General features: G+C 66.4%; 20 protein-coding genes and 1 pseudogene. 5 read left to right on the plus strand and 16 right to left on the minus strand.

Going from position 1 to position 20,702, the window contains the following annotated elements:
* Positions 1-35: 35 nt before the first annotated feature.
* The 5 genes from V6N07_RS11455 to V6N07_RS11475 all read right to left on the minus strand — a co-directional run bounded on the left by V6N07_RS11455 (position 36) and on the right by V6N07_RS11475 (position 5,682).
* Positions 36-1,991 carry a TonB-dependent receptor domain-containing protein gene (locus V6N07_RS11455; RefSeq protein ID WP_371156437.1) on the minus strand — a complete coding sequence of 652 codons (1,956 nt, stop codon included), beginning with the start codon at positions 1,989-1,991 and terminating at the stop codon, positions 36-38.
* Between the two features lie 170 nt (positions 1,992-2,161).
* Complete coding sequence (locus tag V6N07_RS11460; RefSeq protein ID WP_371156438.1) at positions 2,162-2,920, minus strand: ATP-binding cassette domain-containing protein; 759 nt, start codon at positions 2,918-2,920, stop codon at positions 2,162-2,164.
* Complete coding sequence (locus V6N07_RS11465) at positions 2,917-3,858, minus strand: iron chelate uptake ABC transporter family permease subunit (RefSeq protein ID WP_371156439.1); 942 nt, start codon at positions 3,856-3,858, stop codon at positions 2,917-2,919. Before V6N07_RS11465 ends, V6N07_RS11460 begins: the two co-directional genes overlap by 4 nt.
* Positions 3,851-4,762 (minus strand): ABC transporter permease, encoded by a 912-nt coding sequence (locus V6N07_RS11470; protein WP_371156813.1) that lies wholly within the window; start codon positions 4,760-4,762, stop codon positions 3,851-3,853. The genes V6N07_RS11465 and V6N07_RS11470 overlap by 8 nt, the downstream gene beginning before the upstream one ends.
* A 23-nt stretch (positions 4,763-4,785) precedes the next feature.
* Positions 4,786-5,682 carry a siderophore ABC transporter substrate-binding protein gene (locus tag V6N07_RS11475; protein WP_371156440.1) on the minus strand — a complete coding sequence of 299 codons (897 nt, stop codon included), beginning with the start codon at positions 5,680-5,682 and terminating at the stop codon, positions 4,786-4,788.
* Positions 5,683-5,753: 71 nt separating this feature from the next.
* Between V6N07_RS11475 and V6N07_RS11480 the strand changes: the two genes are divergently transcribed.
* A complete protein-coding gene (locus tag V6N07_RS11480) occupies positions 5,754-6,056 on the plus strand; it encodes a DUF2218 domain-containing protein (RefSeq protein WP_371156441.1) in 303 nt (100 codons plus the stop codon).
* Between the two features lie 275 nt (positions 6,057-6,331).
* Here the strand turns inward: V6N07_RS11480 and V6N07_RS11485 are convergent, their stop codons facing one another.
* Both V6N07_RS11485 and V6N07_RS11490 read right to left on the minus strand, forming a co-directional pair.
* Positions 6,332-7,120 (minus strand): siderophore-interacting protein, encoded by a 789-nt coding sequence (locus V6N07_RS11485; RefSeq protein ID WP_371156442.1) that lies wholly within the window; start codon positions 7,118-7,120, stop codon positions 6,332-6,334.
* A 407-nt stretch (positions 7,121-7,527) separates the two neighbouring features.
* Positions 7,528-7,917 carry a hypothetical protein gene (locus V6N07_RS11490; RefSeq protein ID WP_371156443.1) on the minus strand — a complete coding sequence of 130 codons (390 nt, stop codon included), beginning with the start codon at positions 7,915-7,917 and terminating at the stop codon, positions 7,528-7,530.
* Here V6N07_RS11490 and V6N07_RS11495 point away from each other — a divergent pair.
* Positions 7,831-8,168: pseudogene (locus tag V6N07_RS11495) on the plus strand (IS3 family transposase); the annotation flags it as partial. The gene V6N07_RS11490 and the pseudogene V6N07_RS11495 sit on opposite strands and share 87 nt — an antisense overlap.
* A 564-nt stretch (positions 8,169-8,732) precedes the next feature.
* Here V6N07_RS11495 and V6N07_RS11500 read toward each other — a convergent pair.
* The 7 genes from V6N07_RS11500 to V6N07_RS11530 all read right to left on the minus strand — a co-directional run bounded on the left by V6N07_RS11500 (position 8,733) and on the right by V6N07_RS11530 (position 17,214).
* The gene (locus tag V6N07_RS11500; protein WP_371156444.1) at positions 8,733-9,821 is read right to left on the minus strand and encodes an alpha/beta hydrolase; all 1,089 of its coding nucleotides are present in this window, start codon (positions 9,819-9,821) and stop codon (positions 8,733-8,735) included.
* 3 nt (positions 9,822-9,824) lie between these two features.
* Entirely contained in the window at positions 9,825-10,976 is a 1,152-nt protein-coding gene (locus V6N07_RS11505) for an efflux RND transporter periplasmic adaptor subunit (RefSeq protein WP_371156445.1), read from the minus strand.
* A gap of 51 nt (positions 10,977-11,027) precedes the next feature.
* Complete coding sequence (locus V6N07_RS11510; protein ID WP_371156446.1) at positions 11,028-13,391, minus strand: ABC transporter permease; 2,364 nt, start codon at positions 13,389-13,391, stop codon at positions 11,028-11,030.
* Positions 13,388-14,116 (minus strand): ABC transporter ATP-binding protein, encoded by a 729-nt coding sequence (locus V6N07_RS11515; RefSeq protein WP_371156447.1) that lies wholly within the window; start codon positions 14,114-14,116, stop codon positions 13,388-13,390. Before V6N07_RS11515 ends, V6N07_RS11510 begins: the two co-directional genes overlap by 4 nt.
* Positions 14,113-15,504: a dicarboxylate/amino acid:cation symporter gene (locus V6N07_RS11520; RefSeq protein WP_371156448.1), complete on the minus strand. Its 1,392-nt coding sequence runs from the start codon at positions 15,502-15,504 to the stop codon at positions 14,113-14,115. Before V6N07_RS11520 ends, V6N07_RS11515 begins: the two co-directional genes overlap by 4 nt.
* Positions 15,505-15,712: 208 nt before the next feature.
* The gene (locus V6N07_RS11525; RefSeq protein ID WP_371156449.1) at positions 15,713-16,468 is read right to left on the minus strand and encodes an STAS/SEC14 domain-containing protein; all 756 of its coding nucleotides are present in this window, start codon (positions 16,466-16,468) and stop codon (positions 15,713-15,715) included.
* A complete protein-coding gene (locus V6N07_RS11530) occupies positions 16,465-17,214 on the minus strand; it encodes a TetR/AcrR family transcriptional regulator (RefSeq protein ID WP_371156450.1) in 750 nt (249 codons plus the stop codon). The genes V6N07_RS11525 and V6N07_RS11530 overlap by 4 nt, the downstream gene beginning before the upstream one ends.
* 222 nt (positions 17,215-17,436) lie before the next feature.
* Here V6N07_RS11530 and V6N07_RS11535 point away from each other — a divergent pair, with 222 nt between their 5' ends.
* On the plus strand, positions 17,437-17,829 hold the full coding sequence (locus V6N07_RS11535) for a VOC family protein (RefSeq protein WP_371156451.1): 393 nt from the start codon (positions 17,437-17,439) through the stop codon (positions 17,827-17,829).
* 160 nt (positions 17,830-17,989) lie between these two features.
* On the opposite strand, the gene V6N07_RS11540 is transcribed toward V6N07_RS11535, so the two are convergent.
* A complete protein-coding gene (locus V6N07_RS11540) occupies positions 17,990-18,577 on the minus strand; it encodes a transposase (protein WP_371156452.1) in 588 nt (195 codons plus the stop codon).
* 238 nt (positions 18,578-18,815) lie between these two features.
* On the opposite strand from V6N07_RS11540, the gene V6N07_RS11545 reads away from it, so the two are divergent.
* Both V6N07_RS11545 and V6N07_RS11550 read left to right on the plus strand, forming a co-directional pair.
* Positions 18,816-19,229, plus strand: coding sequence for a hypothetical protein (locus V6N07_RS11545; protein ID WP_371156453.1), 414 nt, complete (start codon positions 18,816-18,818; stop codon positions 19,227-19,229).
* Between the two features lie 320 nt (positions 19,230-19,549).
* Positions 19,550-19,900, plus strand: coding sequence for a hypothetical protein (locus V6N07_RS11550; RefSeq protein ID WP_371156454.1), 351 nt, complete (start codon positions 19,550-19,552; stop codon positions 19,898-19,900).
* A gap of 60 nt (positions 19,901-19,960) precedes the next feature.
* On the opposite strand, the gene V6N07_RS11555 is transcribed toward V6N07_RS11550, so the two are convergent.
* The gene (locus V6N07_RS11555; RefSeq protein ID WP_371156455.1) at positions 19,961-20,215 is read right to left on the minus strand and encodes a hypothetical protein; all 255 of its coding nucleotides are present in this window, start codon (positions 20,213-20,215) and stop codon (positions 19,961-19,963) included.
* Positions 20,216-20,702: the final 487 nt, after the last annotated feature.

The raw sequence follows: 20,702 nt of genomic DNA on the forward strand, positions 1-20,702 counted from the left end.
GCCGCAGGCTCTGCGGCTCGACCCGATGGCTCCTCTCAGAACCGATAGGTCGCGAACAGCCCGAAGTTTCGACCCGGCTCATTCAGCGGCGTGACGACCCCGAACTCCTGTCCGTAGCTGGCGCTCTGGGTGTAGGTCTCATCGAACAGGTTGTCGATCTGTGCCCGGATCGTCAGCCCCTCGATGCCTGCGGGCTGGTATTCGGCGAAGACATCCAGAACCTGATACCCTTCCTGCGTGCCCGAGGGAGCCCCGCCGGAGAAGAGGTCGTTGTCGAAGGTCACCTGGGCATTCGCGCCGACCGTCAGGTTCAGCGGCTCGAACGTGTTCACGATCTCGAAGACGAGGTTGTCGCCAAGCGGCGTCGTCAGGTAGCGACCGGCATAGCTGTCCGCCTCCAAGCCATCGATCTCCGAGTCGATCTTCGCATAAGCGACCCGCGCGAAGCCCGTGTTCCAGCTGTAGCCGCCGCTGATCTCGAACCCTTTCGTCTCGAGGTCCGTCGTCTGGCCCGGCGTGGCGCCGAACAGCCCGGTCGTGCTGTCGTAGAGCGTGCGCGCATTGTCGATATCGGTGCGGAACAGTTTGGCGCCGAAGTCGAAGCTCCCCAAGGTCGCCGTCGCCGAGACGTAGACATTGCGCGAGGTCACGGGCTCGATCTCGTCAGGATAGACCCAGGCGGTGTCGAAGAGGAAACTCTCGGCCAGGGCGATGCCGCCCCAGACGCGCGAGGCGCCTGCGCTCAGGGTCAGGGCCTCGGTGACGTCGAGATCGCCGGAGAGGTTCACCGAAAGGCCGGAATTGTCGTAGGTCGTGCCGTCGACGCCCTCGAATTCCTGGAAATCGTAGCGGGCGCCCGCCGAGATCCGCGCCCTGTCGGACAGGTCGAACAGCCCTTGGGCGTAGACGCCGACATTGCGGGCCTTCTCCTCGGCCGCGAAGGCCACGGTCGTCTCGCCGGTGATGTCGGTCGTGTCGCGATAGAAGTCGATGCCCGCGGTGATCGTGCCGCCATCGAGCAGAAAGTCGTTCTCCAGCTTGCCGGTCAGGCTTTTGCTCGTGCCGGAATAGGCATCCGTCGCCCCGGGCATCGGCGCGGTGAAGAGATCGGTGGAGTTGAAGGCAATCTGGGCCGTCGGGTTGAACATCGCACCGTCGCCGGCGCCGGTAAAGGTCAGCACGACGTTCTCCCGCTCCAGCGCATAAGTCCGCGTCTCGGTCCCGCCGCGCAATCCGGCGAAATCCGCGCGCAGGGGGCGCTCTGCTTCGTCCTCGACACGCTCGTACGACAGTTCTAGCCGGTCGCCCCGCTCGGTATTGTAGGCGATCTTGGCAAGCCCGCTCTGCAGGTCGGTCGAGGAGCCGGTGATGTCGACGCCATCACCATCCTGGCGGATGCCGCCATCTGCGCGCTTGGTATAGATGAGGTATTCGAACCCGTCCTTTCGTCCGAAGAGCGCAAGGCTGGCGGCGAGGGCGTCGCCCCCGGTCTGATACTCGGTCGAGACGAGGCCGCCGAAGGACAGGCCGGGGTCGAGCAGGTCGTCCACGTCCTTGGTCTCGAAGGCGATGGCCCCCGCGACGGCACCGGGCCCCGCATCGGCCGGGGCCACGCCCGGGTCGATACGCACGGCCTTCAACAGTTCGGGATCGATATAGGTGGTGGCGCTGTGGTGGAAGATCCGGTTGTTCTGCCGCGCGCCGTCGATGGTGACGTTCAGGTTGTTTTCCTCGACGCCGTTCACATAGACCTTCTGCGACACCGGGAGCGAGCTTCCGACCGAGATCGTGGGCTCGGTCGCGAACACGTCCTGCAGGTCGGTGGCGTTGGTCCGCTCCAACTCCTCGCTGCCGAGGTCGACGTCGTTCAGACCGCCGGAATTCAGGTAGATCGTGTCCAGCACGAATGGCTCGGCCGCCTGCCCGAAGGCCGCGCCGGTCATGAGCGCGCTGATCGCGGTGGCGGTGGTGAAACTAGAGAGTTTGCGCATGGTCTTGCCAGCCTTTGTTGAGTGGTCGAATGGCTGGGGTCGCTGATGGCTGCCTGGCGGATCGTGAGCGCTTATCGCGCTGCGTCGACCAGGGTAAAACGGAATCTGACTAAAAAAGTCGGATATTGTCGAAAGTGCCACAGCATCCGGCGCGTCGACGGGTCCCGCGGCTACGCCTCGATCACCGTCCTTCGGCCCAGCACCGTCACGACGCGCAGTTGCGTGTCGAACAGGTCGCTGAGCGTCGCGTCCGTCAGCACCTCGTCGGCAGGACCGGCGGCGACGAGGCGACCGTCCTTGAGCGCGACAATACGGTCCGCGTGGCGCGCGGCCTGCGCGAGATCGTGAAGGACCACGACGATGCTCCGGTCGCCCGGCGGGCGCGAGAGGGCCGCGAGACGCTCCATCAGGTCGCGGGCGTGGCGGGGGTCGAGCGCGGCAAGCGGCTCGTCGAGCAGCATCCAGGGCGTTGCCTGGACATGCACCATCGCGGTGAAGGCGCGGCTCCGCTGCCCGCCGGACAGGGTGGAGATGAGGCGGTTCGACAGCTGTTCCAGCTCGAACAGCGACAAGGCTTCGGCCACGGCCGCGCGGTCGGCGGCGCGCGGGCGCCCGCCGTGGTGGGGCCACCGTCCGAAGGCGACCAGTTCGGCCACGGTGAGGCGGGCGGTAACGGCCTCTGTCTGCGCCAGGAGTGCGACGGTGCGGGCCCGTTCGCGTGCCGGTGCGCGTGCCATCTCCAGCCCCCCGATCCGCACGGACCCCGCATTCGGCACGAGCAGCCCCGCCATCGCGTGCAGCAGCGTCGATTTCCCCGCCCCGTTCGGGCCGATCACCGCCGTCAGTCCGCCGTGCGGCAGGGACAGGTCGAGGCCGTCCAGGATCGCCGCGCCGTCGCGGCGGATATCGAGCGTCTGGATCTCGATCATCGTTCTCTCCGCAATACGAGGGCGAGGAACAGCAGCCCGCCCAGCAACTCGACCACGACCGCGAGCGTCGATTGCAGGCCGAATGCGCGCTCGAACAGGGTTTGCCCCGCGACCAGCACGCCCGCCCCCAGCAGGGACGCGGCCGGGAGCAGCAACCGGTGGCGCCCGGTGCCCAACAAGGCATGGGCAAGGCTCGCCGCAAGCAGGCCGAGGAAGGTGATCGGCCCGACCAGCGCCGTCGAGATGGCAACCATCAGCGCCACGAGCAGGAGAGCGGCCAGAACGATGCGCGTGTGCTCCAGCCCGACGGCGCGGGCGGTGGTCCGGCCCAGCCCCGCCACGTCGAGCGCCGGGGCAAGGCGCTGGGCGCCGATAAGCGCGAGGACAAGCAAGGTGGCGGCGATGGCGAGCTGGGTGCCGTCGATGCCGGTGAAGCTCGCAAAACTCAGCTGTTGGACGACGGCGTATTCAGATGGCTCCAGCAGGCGGGCGGCGAAGCCCGCGAGGCCGCGCAGAAGCACGCCCAGGATCACGCCGGTCAGGATCATGCGCAGCACGTCCTCGGCGCCCCGCCGCAAAAGCAGCCCGAACAGCAGGGTGCCCGCGCCCGCGAGGATCGCCGCCTCGGCCCCGAACTGAGCGAGCGCGGGCAGGGTGGCGTAACCCGCGCCGCCCATGATCAGGACCAGCGCGGTCTGCACGAAGGCGAAGAGCGCGTCGAAGCCGACGATGCCGGGGGTCAGCAATCGGTTGGCGGAAGCCGCCTGGAACAGGACCGTCGCGGCCCCCGCCGCGGCGCCGACCACGATCAGCGCGGCGAGCTTCTCGGCGCGAAGGCCTAGAATGAACCCGTAGGGCGCACGCAGTCCCCAGGCGAGGTACAGCGCCGATAATCCGGCGAGGCCGAGCCCGATCAGGACAAGCCGACGCTCAGCCACGGGCGGTCCGGGGTGCTGCATGCAGTAGCCAGAGGAACAGCCCGGAGCCGAGCACGGCGAAGATCGTGCCCGCCGGAATCTCGTAAGGGTAGCGGACGACGCGCCCCAGGATGTCGCAGGCGAGCACGGTGGCGGCGCCGGTCCATGCGATCAGCGGAAGGTTCCGGCGCAGGTCGTCACCGCGCCAGCGCGCGACGATGTTCGGCACCACGAGGCCCACGAAAGGCACTGCGCCCACGGTGGTCACGACGGCGGCGGTGATCACGGCAACCAGGACCAGCCCGCCGAGCAGCACCTGCCGGTAGTCGAGCCCCAGACTGCGCGCCGCGTCCTCGCCCAGCCCCAGCATCGTGATGCGGTCGGCGACGAAGTAGAGGAGGAGCGCGACCGGCGCGACGATCCAGAGCAGTTCGTAGCGGCCGCGTAGCACGCCCGAAAACTCCCCCGCGGTCCAGGCGCCGAGATACTGCATCAGGTCCGCCTGCCAAGCCAGCCAGAGCGCGACGGCGCCGAGGATGCCCGCGTAGATCAGGCCCACCAGTGGCAGCAGGACCGGATCGCGGCGCGGCACGCGCGAGGCAAGGGCAAGAAACAGCAGCGTTCCCACCAAGGCCGCGAGCGAGGCCGCGCTCATCTTGACCAATAGCGCCGCGCCGGGCGCCACGAGCGTCACGCCGAGCAACCCCAGCATCGCCGCCTCGGGCGTTCCGACAAGGCCCGGCTCGACCAGACGGTTCTGCACCGAGAGCTGCACGACCACCCCCGCCAGCGCGAGCCCCGCCCCCGCGAGAAGGGCGGCGAGCGTGCGGGGCAGGCGGCTGACAGCGATCAACATTCCCGTATCGAGATCACCGCCGAGGCGCGCCGCGCCGATCCCGAGGCTGGTCAGGACCAGCACGAGCAGGACAGACGCGGCGAGAAGGCGCTTCAGCTGTCGCCCCCGGCCAGCGCCCTGCCGACGTCGTCGGTCACCTTGGTGAGAGCCTGGATGCCACCGCCGGACAAGTAGAGCGCGGCGCTGTCGAGATAGACGATCTGTCCGGACTGGCCCGCCTTTGTCCCTGCGATCAGCGGGTTGTCGAGCGTGGCCTCTGCGGCCTCGCCCTCCTGCCCGATGGCAGCGCCGCGGTCGATGACAAGGATCCAATCGGGGTCGACCTCGGCCACGAACTCGAAGCTGACAGCCTCGCCATGGGTCTCTGCGGTCAAGTCGGGATAAGCCTCCGTCAGGCCCAGCGTGGTATGGAGCCAGCCGAACCGGCTGTCGTCGCCATAGGCGGAGATCTTGCCGCCGTTGGTCAGAAGGATCAGGGCATCGCCCGCTTCTGCCGCTGCGGCGCGCGTGTCGGCGATGGCCTCGTCAAGCTCTTCCACGAGGGTTTCGGCCTCGGCCGCGCGATCGAAAATCGCTCCGTAAGCCCCTGTCCGCGACCGTCCCTGGCCCACGACGTCCCCCCAGATCGTCATGTCGATCGTCGGCGCGATCTCCGACAGGGGCTCGACCTGGCTCTGCGAGCGGCCACCCGCGACGATGAGGTCCGGCTGCATCGCCGCGATAGCCTCGAAGTCGGGCTCGAACAGGCTGCCGACGGTCGGCACGCCGTCGAGCGCCGGGGCCAGATAGGCGGGCGGCGTGATCGCGGGCGCGCCGTCGATCTCAATCCCGAGCGCGTTGAGCGTGTCGATCGCCGCGAGGTCGAGCGCGACGACGGTCTCGGGCATTGCAGGGACCGCGACCGGCCCCGTGGCGGTCTCGACCTCGACGGTCTGAGCGGCGGCGGGCAGCGCGAACAGAGCTGCGGCGATGAAGTAAGCGGAGCGCATTCTTGTATCCTCGACAAATCCGACTGATTCGGTCAGTTACTCGGGTGATGCAAATACCGGAGACACCGCAGATGCAACCCCCCCTGTCCGATCTTGGCCGGTTCGAGACCGCGAACGCCTCTCGCTACCTTCAGCAGCTCTGCAAGCACTTCGCGCACAAGGTCGAGGTCCGCCATGACGAGACTTCGGGCGAGGCTGCTCTGCCGACCGGTCCCGCGACGTTGCGGGCGGAGCCGGGCGCGCTGATCGTGACGGTCACGGCGGACGACGCGGACGGTCTCGCACGCGCGCGGCACATCGTCGACGACCACCTCAAGCGCTTTGCATTCAGGGAAGCCTTCGAGACGATGAGCTGGACGTCGGGCGCGACCTGACCGCGCGACAGTGGCGCCAAGGGACCTGAAATGATCCCGCACCGCCCGGATCGGAACGCTCGCACTCGCGGCTTCGTTCGCGGCCCATATGGGCGCGCTGGCCCTGTCGGGCGGCCAGAACGCGCGCAGGTCGAAGGCGGTGGCGGGGCCTATGTCGACGTCTCTCGTACCGGATCATGCGCCGGACGACGAATCCGACCCGCGAAGACCCTGTCGCGCTTCGCCCCCTCGGGACGTTTGCAGAACAACTTGACCCGAGGATGTCGTCCGACGTTCTAAACCGCCCCGGCCAGCTTGGCTTCGTCGGCTTCGCTCTCGGCGCGCTTGACCTGCTGGTGCGCATCCTCGGCCATGCCGATCCGCCAATAGCCCGAAGCGTAGGACATTCTGCGGTCCACGCCCATCTCGCCGCGGGTCAGCAGGCGCAGCGCGCGAACGGTTCCCGTCTCACCCGCGATCATCGTCCGGATTGGCCGGGCGGGGGGCACCATGGCGCGGATCGCATTCTCCTGCGCGGGGCTTGGCACATGCGGGTCGGGATGGATCAGCCAACGGATTTCGACGCCGTCGGGTGCGTCGATCTCCTGGCGGTCGCCCTCGGTCGTGACCTCCAGAAAGGCAAGGCCGCAAGCGTCGCGGGGCAGGGCCTCCAGCGCGGCGGCCGCGACGGGCAGCGCGCTCATGTCGGCGGCGATCAGGTAGAAGGCGGCGTCGAAATCAACCAGCTTTGGCGCGCCCGGCCCGGCGAAGCCCATCGGGTCGCCGGGTGCGGCACGCCGGGCGAAGGCGGAGGCCGGTCCTGTATCGCCGTGATCGACGAAATCGATGTCGATCTCACCGGTTTCCGGCCGGGCATGGCGCACGGTGTAGGTGCGGCGGACGGGCGCGGGGCCTTCGCCGCCCAGACGCGTGGCGAAGGCCCCGCGGGACTCGCCCGGTTCCGGCAGCATTACCTTGCAGTGGGCGCCCGCCGTGGCCGGGGGCAGATCAATCCCCGACAGGGTCACGCGGATCATGTTCGGCGTCACGTGGCGGCGGTGAGTGACGGTAAGAAGCTCGGGCATGGTGGCCTCCGTTCGGACTGATTGAGGGCTGTGGACATGTCCCCCGCCACACCTTTGCAAGCGGGGAGCGCACCACCTAAGGCGTGGCGCCGCAGGTGCAGGCGATCTGATAGATGCGGGTCTGGGCAACCAAGAAACGGATCACGCAGACCGCCTCGCCGACCGCCCCGGCGCGGAGTTCACCATCCCCTTGCCGCGCAGATACTCGGACAGGATGGTGGGAGGGGGTCATCGGTATCTCCGGAAGCGGTTCCCAAAGAGCCGTCTAATACCTGACAATATTTGTCAACAATAAATCGCTGGCGCGGGAAAGACCGTGATCACCTCGCCCCTGCCTTCGCCTTCGCGGGTTTATTGCGCACCGTCGGTGTGATCCTGCTGCGCTCCGGTGTGAGGCTGACGGCGCCCTAGGATATCTGTTGCACGCTCGCGGCCAGCAGCGCGGATGCGTTTATCAGGCCCATGCGACGCCCCTCCGCGAAGGCATCAACCATCGCGAAGTTGCGGAAATAGTGGCGCGCAACGGCGCTTGCGGCAATCTCAGCCGACCTTTTTTGCGAAAGAGGGAGGTCGAAGACCTTCGACTCTCTCAAAGCGCAGAAGGCCCGCCCCCGATCAACCGGATGTGCGGTGTCCTTTGCGTTGGCCAGGGCCGGTCCTCCGCCTGACAGGAGCGTCCCGCCTGTCATTGTAAGCAGCATACGGTCAACCTGACCCATATCCGAACGGCCTTCGCGCTGTCGAATGGCACCTGCGGCGGCCCCCGGATGCACCGCGACTTCGTCGACGATGGGCACCAAGAGTTCGGGCGGCACCGCACAGCGCGTCTCATGCGCGGGAACCAGTTGATCGCGCGTCAGAAACGGCGCTTCAAGCGTACGACGGAAAGCGAAGTTGCTTGGCCTGTCGCGCTCAATCTGGTGGCGCAGGACTTCATGGCGGATGGCGCGGACAGGAAGTGGGGGCGGACGTCTCCTATATCTGGCAGGCAGAGGGTTGGCTCTACCTCGCCTTCGTTCTCGACCTCTTCTCGCGGCGCGTCGTCGGCTGTGCCACGCTACAGAGTTAACAAAAAATGTCGGCAGCCCTGAAGCAGGTTTGGTTCGAACGGCACCGCAAGTTCCTTAGGCTGGAAGATTTGCTGTCCAGCCAATTGAACGGCAGACGCCTTTCGCATTCTATTGTCACAAAAGGAGGGAATACGCATGCTGCAACCAGTTCTAAACCAGCACGATCACGGCAGGCGACGAATGATCCTGCTTTTTTCCGCCGGGGTGGTGAGTGGCGCGGAGTTTTCAGAGGACCAAAGGTTTCCCACCTATCCACGCAACAAAGCGGGACATGAACGTGCTCGTGGATGCAAATCGCCGATGTCCTGTTTGAGCTTAGCCCCCCTGCTCGCCGATGTTCCACATTAGCAGTTCAACCCATTCGAGACGTTGAAACCGTATCGCCGGCCGGTCCTGCATGGGCGCACCTTGCGTGGCGCTCCGGGCCGTTTCGTTTGTTATCATCCCAGAACCAGGCCCAGATTTACCCTTCTTGGTGCAAAGGTTCTGATAAGTGTCATGTCTCAGGCAGCGGTTGTTCGAGGTCAGCAGCACGTGGAAGACTATCGACTTGCTATTGTCGCCGCCTGCACGGAACCCAAATCAATCCTTACTGGCCCGATGGTGACGTTCGGAATCTCTGCCGCGCCGACCTCTCGCAATCCTCTGATCAACGCAATCGCCGAAGCCGATGTGCCGGGGAGGAAGTGGTTAGCTCCGCCGTTGCCGAGTTCCGTCATGTCGATGACGACGATGCCGAGCCCTTCCAAGAGCGCCAGATCATCGACGGTGCCGAGCCGTGTCTGACCTCTGGCAAGGCGCGACGAAAGCCTCAGCAGGCGGTCGTTGCGTGCCACCGCCACGATGAAAGGCTGAGGCAATGAATCAAGCATCTCGGCCTGGGCGCGGAACAGATCGATGTCGATATCCGGCGAGATCAGCGCCACACCCGCCAGCCTGTCCAGCCGCGTATCATCGCGCGATAAAGCGATCTGGCGGAGTGCTTCCATCACGAGAAACGCGCCCATGGAATGTCCGACGATGGAGAGGCGCAAGCCTGATTCCCGAACCAGCCCCGCGATCAGATCGGCAAGGTCATCGCGGGCGATGAGTGCGCTGTCGCGGTCGTAGGTGTATCCGAATGGCTCCGCCGCCGAGGCCCAGGCGAAGTGGATCTGCGGTCCCGACAGCCCGTAGTCCCATGCGATCTGTGCATGGCGGTAGACGCCTTCGGCGAAGTTCGTGTTGTATCCATGAACGAACAAGACGGTCTCTTCGTCTCCATCGCCGCGCGATGCGCGAACCGCCTGGACCAGCCCGTCCGGTCCATTCAGCATCTCGGCGCCGACAAGCGCGAAGTCCGTTGCCGGGTCGATTTCGGCGCCGCGGGGCCATTCGATGTTGCCGATCCGGTGGCTCGACGGGATCGAGACGGTGAGGCGGGCGAAATCCAGACCGTTGCCGCGGCCCGGTCCGTAGGCGATCGGTGCAGGATCGGCGGCGCGGGATGTGGCCACGAACAGCGTCTGGGTTCCCGCACCGGAGGCGCGTGTCTCGGCGACCGCGAACCTGCCGCGCCCACCGCACCCGCTCAAGGCCGCGGCTCCGCCGAGGATGAAGGCGCGCCGAGGGAGCAATACGTCTCTCTTCATCTGCTACTCGACCCTCCGCTCGGCGACTGCGACACCATCCGTGATCGCGGTCGAGGGATAGAGGATCACGCGGTCGCCCTCCGCGAGACCGCCCTGCACCTCCGCCACGATGCCATTATTGCGGCCGATCTGGACAGTCTGCAGCTTAGCTGTGCCGTCCGCTGCCACGAAGACCGACCACGCGTCCCCGGCCCGGAAGAGCGCACTTGCGGGGACGCGCAGGGCATCTTCATTCTGCCAGACAACGATCCGTGCCTCGACACGGTAGCCGTGGCCAAGGGCGGCGCGTTCCTCGGGCGGCCCGGTCAGCGCGACGGTGACGGGCACGCGCTGCTCCTCGACGCCAAGCGCCGAGAACCGGGTGATGCCGAAGGGGTCGATGCGACGAACCTCGCCGCCCAGCGTAGCTGTGCCGCCCCAATCCTCGATCAGGACCGGATTGCCGACCTCAACCTGCACCGCGTTCTCGACAGCGCCGATCTCCATGATCGGCGCACCGGCGGGCAGCGTCGTCTCGCTCTGCTGAATGATCCGCAAGATGCGCCCGTCGGCGGGGGCAAAGAGCGGGATATCGTCGCTGCGGGTGTTGCCGATCGCCGCGGCGAGTCCCTGATCGTCCATGCCGATCAGCTGCGCACGTGAATTCGTCAGGTCGGCTTCGCGCATCGCGATGGCTGCCTCGGCGGTTTCCAAAGCGGCGTCGGAGACGCGCAGGTTCTGCCGGGCGCGATCAAACGCCGCCTGGCTCGCGATCTGTCGCTCGGCGAGCTGCTCGGCGCGGTCGAGTTCTGTCGCGGCCAGGTCGCGGTTGGCGATGGCGGCATTCAGATCGGCGCGGGCGACGCGAAGGGCGGCCTCCGCCGCCTGGACGGCCGCCATCGCCTGCTCGCGCGTGCGCACGTCCAGCGCCGCCGGATTGGCGGACAGCATGTGCGCCACAATCGTCTCGCCCCGCACCACCGGGTCGCCCGGATCGACCTGCACGCGTTGCAGCCGGCCGGCGACGGGGGTCGAGACCAAATAGGCCTCTGCCACCCGGGTGCGGCCCTCCTCGTCGATCGTTACCATCAGCGGACCGCGCGTGACGTTGCCCAGATCCACCATCGCGGGCCGCGGCCAGAACGCCGCTGTGAGCGCACCGCCAATCAGAAGCACGACGATGGTGGTGAAGATAAGGCGGGATCGTTTCTTTGCTTTTGCCATGTGTCAGCCTCGTGTTTTGAGCCCTTCGATCAGGTCGGTGCGGTCGAGATCGCGTTTGACCAGCGAGCCGGACATGAGCGCGGCGACCAGCACGACGAGCGTCGCCTGCCCGTAGCTCACCGGGTCGAAGGTGGCCGGAATCTGGTAGAGGTCGGTGGAAAAGCCCGCGGCGATGCCAAAGGACAGGTAGTAGCCGAGAAGCGCGCCGACGGGCAGCGCCACCGCCGTCACAACGGCCAGCTCGCCGAGCAGCAGGAAAGCGGCTTCGCCCTTGCTGAAACCGATGACGCGCAGGCTGGCGAGGTCCCGCGCCCGTTCGGCCAGTGCGATACGGGCGGCATTGTAGACGATGCCGAAGGTGATGACGAAGGCGATGGCCCCCATCACGTAGCGGATCGCGCCGGCGCCCTGGTTCATCAACGTGACAAAGGCTTCGCGGGCCTGGGACTTGAGGCTCACGCCCGCGACGGTCGGCATGTCCTGCAATGCGGTGTAGATCGCCTCGGCCTCCGCGTCGTCGATCATCAGGTAGGCGCCGGAGATGCGTCCGGGCTCCCGCAGGATGTGGTTCAGGGCGTCGAGGTCCATGTAGGCGGGCGAGCCGAGAAGCGTCTGAGCCGTCGCCGCGACCGGGACCTGCAAGAGCGGCTGGCGTCCCTCGCGCACGTCGACGGTCAGCGTATCGCCGGGGGAGACCCCGAGCATGCCCGCCAGGACGTCCGAAAGGACGACCCCGCGCTCGGGCAGGTCGATGGGCGTCATCGAGGCGTCCAGCGCGCGGTTCAGCTCCCGGCCCTGCGGCAGGCCGATCAGCGCGCCGCGATGGCCTTTGAGACCATTGCGGAACACGACGCTGACGTTGCGCACCGGCTCGACCCGCTCTACGCCGGGCATGCGCATCAGCTCGAAAAGGGTCTTGTCGGCGACGGGGTGGGTGAGGCTGACCGTCACGTCGCTGCGGTCGACCACCGAAAAAGTCAGGTCGATCGTGCGGTCGAATCCCGCATAGATCGTGAGCATCGCCACCGACAGGGCCATGCCGCAGGCGATGCCTATGACCGATCCGGCCATGCGCCCGGGCTGGCGCGTGAGGCGGCGCAGGACCATGCGCGACGGCTGGTCGAGGAAGCGGTTGAGGCTCTGCCCGATCCGGCTCGTGCGGCTGAAATTGGGTGGCGCCGGCGCGCGCATGGCGACCGCGGGCGTCAACGCGAAGACGCGGCGCAGCACGAAGAGCCCACCCGCCGAGGCCGACAGGATGCTGACCGTCACGCCGGTCGCAAAGGACGCCGGATCAAGTTGGAAGACGAGGAAGGGGAACTTGAAGTATGCCGTGTAGACGCCGATCAGCGCCCGTCCCGCCGCGATCCCGCCGAGGCATCCGGCCAGTGCTCCGCCCGCTGCGATCGCGAGGATCAGCTTGAAATAATGCGTGCCGACCTCGGCATTGGTGTAGCCGAAGGCCTTCATCAGCCCGATTTCCTCACGTTCGGACTGCACCATTCGACCGACCACGATGTAGAGCAGGAAGGCCGCAACCGCGAGGAAGATGGGCGGCACACCGACGGCTGCCGCCTCGAGTCCCAAAATCTCCTCCGACACGAAGCGATTGGAGAACTGGTCGGCGAGGCCGTAGGTGCCGGAGCCGCCATAGGCCTCCAGAAGACGATCCACGGCATCGAGCACCGAAGCCTCCGACGCCCCGCGCGTGAGGCCCAGAAGCGCCTCGTTGAAGGCGGCGTCCATGTCGTAGGCGGCGGCTAGGCCGGAGCGTACCATCCAGATGACGCCGAAGCGCGCGTCGTCCGGCACCAGCTCGCCCGGCGCGGTCGTGTAGAGGAACTCGGGGCTTTGCGCGAGGCCCACGATGTCGAAGCTCCGGCGCGCGCCGTCCATTGTCGCGCGCAAGGTGTCGCCGGGGCGGAGGTCATGGGCCGCGGCAAAACTTTGCAGCAGGAGGATCTCGTCAGGTCGCCCCGTGGCGGGCATGCGTCCGTCTGTCAGGTAGACGTCGTTCAAGGCCGGTCGGCCCCGGTCAGGCAGCGAGACTGCCTGCGCCTGCACTGGCAGGACCTGCCCCGGCAGGTCGATCAGCGCGCGGCCCTGCACCCGGGTCTCTACGGAGGACACCCCTTGTATCTCGGTCAGACGTTCGGCAAGCTGCTCCGGCGCGCGCGCGACGGGGGCGAAGACACCCGCGAGCCGGTAGCGCTCGTAATAGGCGTCCCGCGTCTCGCTCAGCGACGCGGTGAGCCCGGTCATCATCACCAGCATCATCACGCCCACCGCAATGACCGCGCCGATGGCCCCGGCCTGTCCCTTTATGCGCCACAGGTCGCGCAGGAGCTTGTGGTCGAGCGGACTCACCAGGCGATCTCCTCTGGCGTGCGTTTCTCGCGGTTCTCCACGATTTCCCGGATGTCGCCGTCGGCGAAATGGATCACCCGGTCGGCCATCTTCGCCTGACTGGCGGCATGGGTAACCATCAGCACAGTCGACCCCAGACGTTTGTCCACGTCCGCCAGCACTCGCAGCACCGACCGACCGGTTGCACTGTCGAGCGCGCCGGTCGGCTCGTCGCAGAACAGCACGTCCGGCTGCTTTGCGATGGCCCGCGCGATGGCGACGCGCTGCTGCTCGCCGCCCGAGAGCTGGGCCGGGAAATGGTCGGTTCGCGCCTTCAGGCCGACCAGCGCAAGCGCCTCGTCGGGGTCCATCGGATCGTCGGCGATCTCGGTCACCAGTTCGACGTTCTCGCGCGCGGTCAGGCTGGGCATGAGGTTGTAGAACTGGAACACGAAGCCGACATGGTTGCGCCGGTAGCGCGTCAGGTCGGCGTAGCTCATTCCGTCGAGCCGCTGGTCTCGGAACATCACGGTGCCCTCGGTGTGGCGATCCAGCCCGCCGATGATATTGAGAAGCGTCGACTTGCCGGAGCCCGACGGGCCCAGCAGCACGACGATCTCGCCCGTCGGGATCTCCAAATTGACGCCCCTGAGCGCGTGGACCGCCGAGCGGCCCTCGCCGTAGACCTTGGTCAGGCCGCGCGTGGTATAGGCTGGAAGCATGGTATCAGGGGTTTTGGTGTTCATCGGATCACCTCGGATGCGGCACTGACCTTTCCGCCAACATGCGGATGATCCGCGCCCGCGCCCGCGCCCGCCGTTTCGGCCGGAACAGCGAGCCAGCGGTCCATCACCACGCAGGCCGTGAGGTCTCCGGTGACATTGATCGCCGTCCGGCACATGTCGAGGATCCGATCGACCCCGAGCAGCACGGCCACGCCCGAGGCGGGGATGCCCAGCGATTGCAGGATGGTCGCCAGGATCACGATGCCCACTCCGGGGGTGCTAGGGCTGCCGATCGACGCCCCGCCCACCGTGACGATCAGGATGACGAGTGTCGCGGGCTCGAGGCTGATCCCGTAAAGCTGTGCAACGAACAGCGCGGCCATGACCTGATAAAGCGCGGTGCCATCCATGTTCACCGTCGCCCCCAGCGGAACGATGAAGCGCGCAACTGCGGGGCTCACTTGCAATCGTTCTTCCGCGACCCGGAGCGACAGCGGCATCGTCGCAGCCGAACTCGACGTCGAGAACGCCGGAAGCTGCGCATCCACGATGTGCCGCAGGAACGCAAGAGGATCACGTCGAGCGAGGACGGCGACGATGAGAAGATAGACGAGCAGAAGCGCCACCAGCCCAAGGATGACCGAGCCGATGTAGGCAGTCATTCCGACGAGCGCGCTGATACCGGTTCGCAAGACGAAATCAGCGATCAGGCCAAAGACCGCGAGCGGCGCAAGCAGCATTGCCCAGCCGACGATCTTCATCGAAATCTCCTGGACGATCTGCAAGAGCCGCAGGAGCGGTTCGGTGCGTGTTTGTCCCAAGGCTATCATCGCCGCCCCCGCGATGATAGCGGCGACAACGATCTGCATCATGTTCCGCGACAGTTCCGCCGCAGACAGGTTTGCCGGGATCAGGTTCGCGATCCGGTCGGCCACGCTTGTCGTCGCGGCCGGCTCCGGCATGGCAAGGCCCGGCGCTGCGGCCGCGCTCTCCATGCGCAGGCTCGCCGTGTCCACGAACGTCCCCGGTTGCACCAGCGTCGCGATCACGATGCCGATCAGCACGGCCACTGTGGTGGTCGCAATGAAATAGGGCACGATCCGCAGTCCGGCCCGGCGCAGGAAGTCCGGATCACCCGCAGAGGTGATGCCGAGGATGATCGAGGTGGTGATGAGCGGGATCACGACCATCTGGATAAGATTGAGGAACAGGACCCCCGGCAGCCGCAACCACGTGCCGACGGCTTCCGCTCCGGCCGGGCTGAGCGCGACCGATGTGCCGCCGGACGGCGACAGTGCGAGGCCGGTTGCCACCCCGAGGATCATCGCGACGAGGATCTGCGCCCACAGCCGCGTGCGGATCAGGGCGCGGATGTCCCGCAGCCGCAGTCTTTGATCCACGTGCGTCATAGCCCAGTGCTCATGCGGGGAGGCGAGCGTGACAGTGTTGGTATGTGCAATGGGCCGTTGATGGGAAGGCTCATGCGGGTATCTCTGCGCCCTGATCCGTTCATAAGGGACCGCCTTTACTGGTCTCAATCAGCCGGACGACCCGGTGCAGATAGATGGAGATCGACAGCAGAAGCGCCAACACGGTGATCTCGAACCACATGCCTCCTCAACTCGCCAGCCATTCGCGCGCCTCGTCCCGCGCGGCGAGGTCGAAGGTGCGGATGTCGATGGGCAGCGCGGGGTCCATCGCCTGCGCGGCCATGGCCATCCAGGACGGCGCGCCGACCACCGCGTAGCGGCGGACCTTGCCCACGGCAGCGAACTTGCCGCCCATGAACTCGCGGTTCAGGACCGACAATTGGAAGCCGTCCCAGTCCTTCACCACCACCATCAGGTCGATCTTTCTGTCGCCCGCCGTCGCCCGCTCCAGCGCGTCGAACACGGTGTCGGCGTCAGCTTTCGTGACCCGCCCATCGACCTCGTAGGCGAGCACGCCCCCCGTGCCGTCCTCCAGGATCGTGAGGCCGGGACCGGACGGCGCGGCGTTAAGCGCGGGCGCGTCCGCTGCCCAGTCGCGCGCGGCCTGCACGTCGCCCGCCGCGAAGGCGCGCATCTCGACCATCGGCACCACCGGGTCGATCCACCGCACGAGGGCGGCGAGCCCCTGCTTCGACGTCACGAGCGCCACGCGCGCGACCTTGGTCAGCTTGGGCAGCATCTTCAGCTCGAAGCGCAGGTCCTCGGCGAGTGCATCCGCGGTGATGTCCGACCACTCCTCAGCCCGGATCACGAGGCTGATCTTGCCATCGCCCTCCAAGAGCGGCGTCAGCTCCCGCTCCATCGCCTCGACGTCGGCCTTCTCCACCACGCCTGCCAGGGTGATCTCGTGTACCCGCGGCGCGATCTCCTCGATCCTCGTCATCCGTCGTCTCCTTCTCGTTCGACGGCGGTGCCGGTCATCCCGACCAGCATCGCCTCGATCGCTCGTTGCTCGGCCATCACGACGCTGCACTTGGGCAGGCCCAACAGCCGGTCGCAGGCTCGGGCCTCGGCCCGCATCCGGCCCATCATCGTCTCGGTCGCCGTGGCGATGTCGTCCCGGGCGGCGGCCATGGCCTTCGCCAGAGCCACCCGTCGCCCCTCGCCCAGGGCGAGGATCAGCTCGGCCGCCATGTCCGCGTCCGGCACGTCGAACGTGCCCTCCGCGATGCCCGCCTCGATCATCTCGCGCAGCACGGGGCGGACGGCCCGCTCCGCCTCCACCCGCAGCCGTGCGAACAAGAGGTCATTGCCCGGCCGGGCCATCACCTCGGCCGCAACGCGCATCTGTCCGGCGTTCTGAGCCTTCCAGCGGCCGGACCCCGCCACGAAGGCGTTGAGCCGTGCCAGCGCGTTCCCCTCGGCAGCGTCGCGCGTGGCCTTTGCGGCGGCGACCACAGCCCGCGTCATCCGTCCGACCAGCGCCTCCAGCACGTCCTCCTTGGCGGCGAAGTGGTGGTAGAACCCGCCCTTGGAGAGGCCGGACGCGTCGAGGATGTCCGCCACCGTCACCGCGTCCCAGCCCTTTTGGTCGAAGAGTGCCTGCGCGGCGTCGAGAATCGCCTCCCGCCGTGTCTCGGGGGCGAGGCGGCGGCGGGATGGTCCCACGGATGCTAAGGGTTCGATCATGCGTTGCTTATATACCAACCGACGGTCGGTACGTAAGAGCGCGGGTGACAGGTCAATCGCGACGTCGCGTCGGAAGTCGGAGCATAGTCCTAGATGGTCGATCGGGCCGGGACCGTGATGCACGCGCGGGGTCGACGGACCGGACGAGGTCTGGTGCCCTGGACGACGCCCTGGTCCGGTCGTCGCGCCGCGGAGCGTCGTTCCCAGTGAAAGGAAATGCCGATGAACATCTACATCATGAACGTCTTCGTGGACGACCAGGCGAAGGCGCTCGACTTTTACACCCGCGTCCTCGGGTTCGAGGTGAAGGCCGACGCGCCGCTCGGCGAGCACCGATGGCTGACGGTCGTCTCGCCCGATGAGCCGGGCGGCACCGAACTCCTCTTGGAGCCGAACGTGCATCCCGCCGTGGATCCGTTCCGGCAGGCCCTCGTCGCGGACGGCATCCCAGCCGTGTCCTTCAAGGTCGACGACCTCGACGCGGAGGTTGGGAAGCTCAAGGCCCTCGACGTCCGCTTCGCGCAGGAGCCGCTGGACGCCGGTCCGGTTCGCATGCCAATCCTCGACGACACTTGCGGCAATTTCGTTCAGCTCATTCAGATGAAGGAGGGTTGAGGGTCAGGAGGAAACGTTCTGCAGCTTATGCCCCACCAGCACGACCCTTGCGCCTCGACATCGGCTGCGCGCCTCGATCACGGCCACCTGAGCCCGTAGCAAGCCGACGGCCGGACCTGCCGCTCCACCGCGCGCTGGAGCAGCGCGCGCATCTGCTCGACTACGGGGAGGGGCTTCCAGATCGTGGTGGTCCTGGTGCGTACGCGGCCAGACCGGCCGACCCGCTGCACGGTCTTCTCGCTCGCCGGCTTGCGGTAGTTCCACCGCCATAAGACCTCGTCGATGTGCGCTGGAGATGGTCCGCCGGCAGCTTGTGGAATACCCTGATCAACGCCCGCCGAAGCATCGAGATCACGGCCTCGGCGATGTTCACACGCGCACCGATGATCGGGTTCGCATACTGGCCCTGGCTGTGGATGACCTTCGAGTGGACCTGCATCTGCTGGCCCGCCGCGTTGTAGGATTGGCTGCGCTCGGTCATGGGCCAGGCGGTGTCCGGGTCGATCCAATCCGCCACCTTGGCGGCGAGCGTCGCGCCCGCCTTGTTCGGCACAACGGCGGCCCGCGCATACCCATCGCGATCGGCCGCGACGAGCACCATAGGCCGAACGGTGCTCCCGCTGCCCGGCTTGGCGGCGCCGACGAGCGTCGTCGGAGCCCCGCCCAGATAACCTTCGTCCGCCTCGACCGCGCCCGAGAGGAGGGGATACTCACCATGGCGGTCGTCCATCAGCTCGCGGATCGTCATTCGGCTTCATGGGGCCGATCGACGATCTTGGCGGTGAAATTCCTTAGCAGCGTCGAACAAAGCCGAAGTTATTTCTTCGTGGCTCGAGCAGCCGGCCAATATCCATATTGAGCGACGGAAACACTGCCTTTCAATCACGGCAGGAACAAGGAGGAAGCCCCCAGCAAACGACAAGCGGACAGGCTTGATGCTGCCACGAACGGCAGACGCTCATCTAACAACCAACAGGAGGATTACAATGCTGCGCAAGCTATTCACGAAGACCCTGTCCGCAGACCCGCAACTCGCCGCCGTGCGCGCCTTTTTCGATGAGCACGGAGCCGCACTTTGCAACGCCGTCGGGCTGATCGACGATGAGGCCGGAAGGACCCGCGTCCTGCGTCTCATGTCCGGCCTGCGCGAATCCTCGCGCCTCGATCGAGCAACGCGGCACAGGCTCGTCGACCTGCATCGGCTCCTGTCCCTCGATCCGGTTGGCAAAAGTTTCGACCCAGAGGTGTCGTCCTGGCCCCTTCTCGATCCCGCGAGCCCGGAAGTGGAAGAGCTCTGCCTGCTCACCGACCGGCTTTATGAACTGCTGGTAGCGGTCGGAGAACTGGATGACGAGCAGGACGCGATGGCGCTCGCCCTGCAAGCGCAGCACGCGGCCTGAAATACAACGCCGACTGTGCGCGGTTTGCACGGTCGGCGTCTGCCTTCGAGTAAATGGAAGGGCGAAGTCTCAGCCTTACACCGTCTCGGAACTTCATCGAAGATGCTGCGCAAGAACCAGAAAAAATCACTCGCCCGGCAGATTTCTTCTTCGTTGTCCAAAGCAAAGACCAATTTTCTCATCACCAGCACCGAAGACCAGCCTTTGCACCCAACCGACAGGACCCCGCCAACGCCCGATTTCTCCTACGCGACGGAACATGACGCCGATGAATCAGGCACACCAGCACCGTTTCCGCATCGCATGAAAGGGAGAACATCATGCTCAACACCGCCACCCTCGACACCGCTGAGGCTCGCCTCGGCGCGGCCTACGCGGTGGAGCAGCACCTCCGAGGCCACGGCGCGAGCCTCTGCGACCTGCTCGACGCACTCGATGATCCGAGCGGCTTCGCCGCGCTCTGTGACCTGCATGGTGCCTTCGGGCAGCCGATCCCGGAGACAGATTCCGTCGAGGCCGCGCTGCGGGACATTCGGCGCATCCTGGCCGACCAGGCGCCGACGTCGCTCGACAGTATCGGGCTTGAGAGGGGCCTGCCAGCTTCCGACATGACCCGGTGGCATGGCGCGCGTGTCAGCGAGCTTCTCGGGCGATTCCGTCAGGCCGACTGAGACCGGAGCGCGCTGTATCCTTCAGCTGGCGCGCCGGCGCCGCCTGAGCGTCCATCCCGATCAGTTCGGGATGGAGCAGGACATCTGCGACGTGACGCTGTGGCCCATCGAGATGCACAGCCTATCTCGTGTCACGTCTGGGTGGACCGGCACTACACCCAGATCGGTCGGCAGATCGCCGGCGTGACCGTCATCACTTCGCCGCGCCATCCCGCGCGACTGACCGAGGCGGCGCACCAGGCGTTTCTTGCGCTCGGCTACACGATCGGTGACACGGGCGCAGACACCTACGGCCATCAGTTTTGCGACGGCCATCACTCGAGGCACGAGGTCATCCAGGCCCACGCGCGCATTGAGGGTGCGTTGCGACGCTGGCGATCCCCATAGGAAATTCGCAGGCACTTCGGATAAGGGCGGCGAAAGCCGCCCCTCTTTCCTCCTGTCGGGTTCGGAACACAGCCAACTTACGCCTTCCGATCAGTTTTCTGGAAACCGTGTCCTGTCTCCATTTGCCTCAGGCGCGAAACGCTCTCATGTAGCGCGTCAAAATCACCCAACATGCGCCGCCTTGGGTAATAGATGGCCCGGAGCTTCGACTACCGACACCGTGGATCGGAAATACTGTAGGAAAAAGACCCGCGTTGTCACGCGGGCAGCGAGGCTATGGGCCCCATAAAGCAGAATCTGACAAGGAAAATCGGCCCGCCTCCCGGAAGGGAAGCGGCCGAACTTTTACTCATGTCGGAGAACTCAAGGGGGACCTGCCAGCAGGACTGTCACGGCAGCATCTTCCCACCAAAAC

The organism is Jannaschia sp. 2305UL9-9, from assembly GCF_041403465.1.
Lineage (GTDB): Bacteria > Pseudomonadota > Alphaproteobacteria > Rhodobacterales > Rhodobacteraceae > Jannaschia.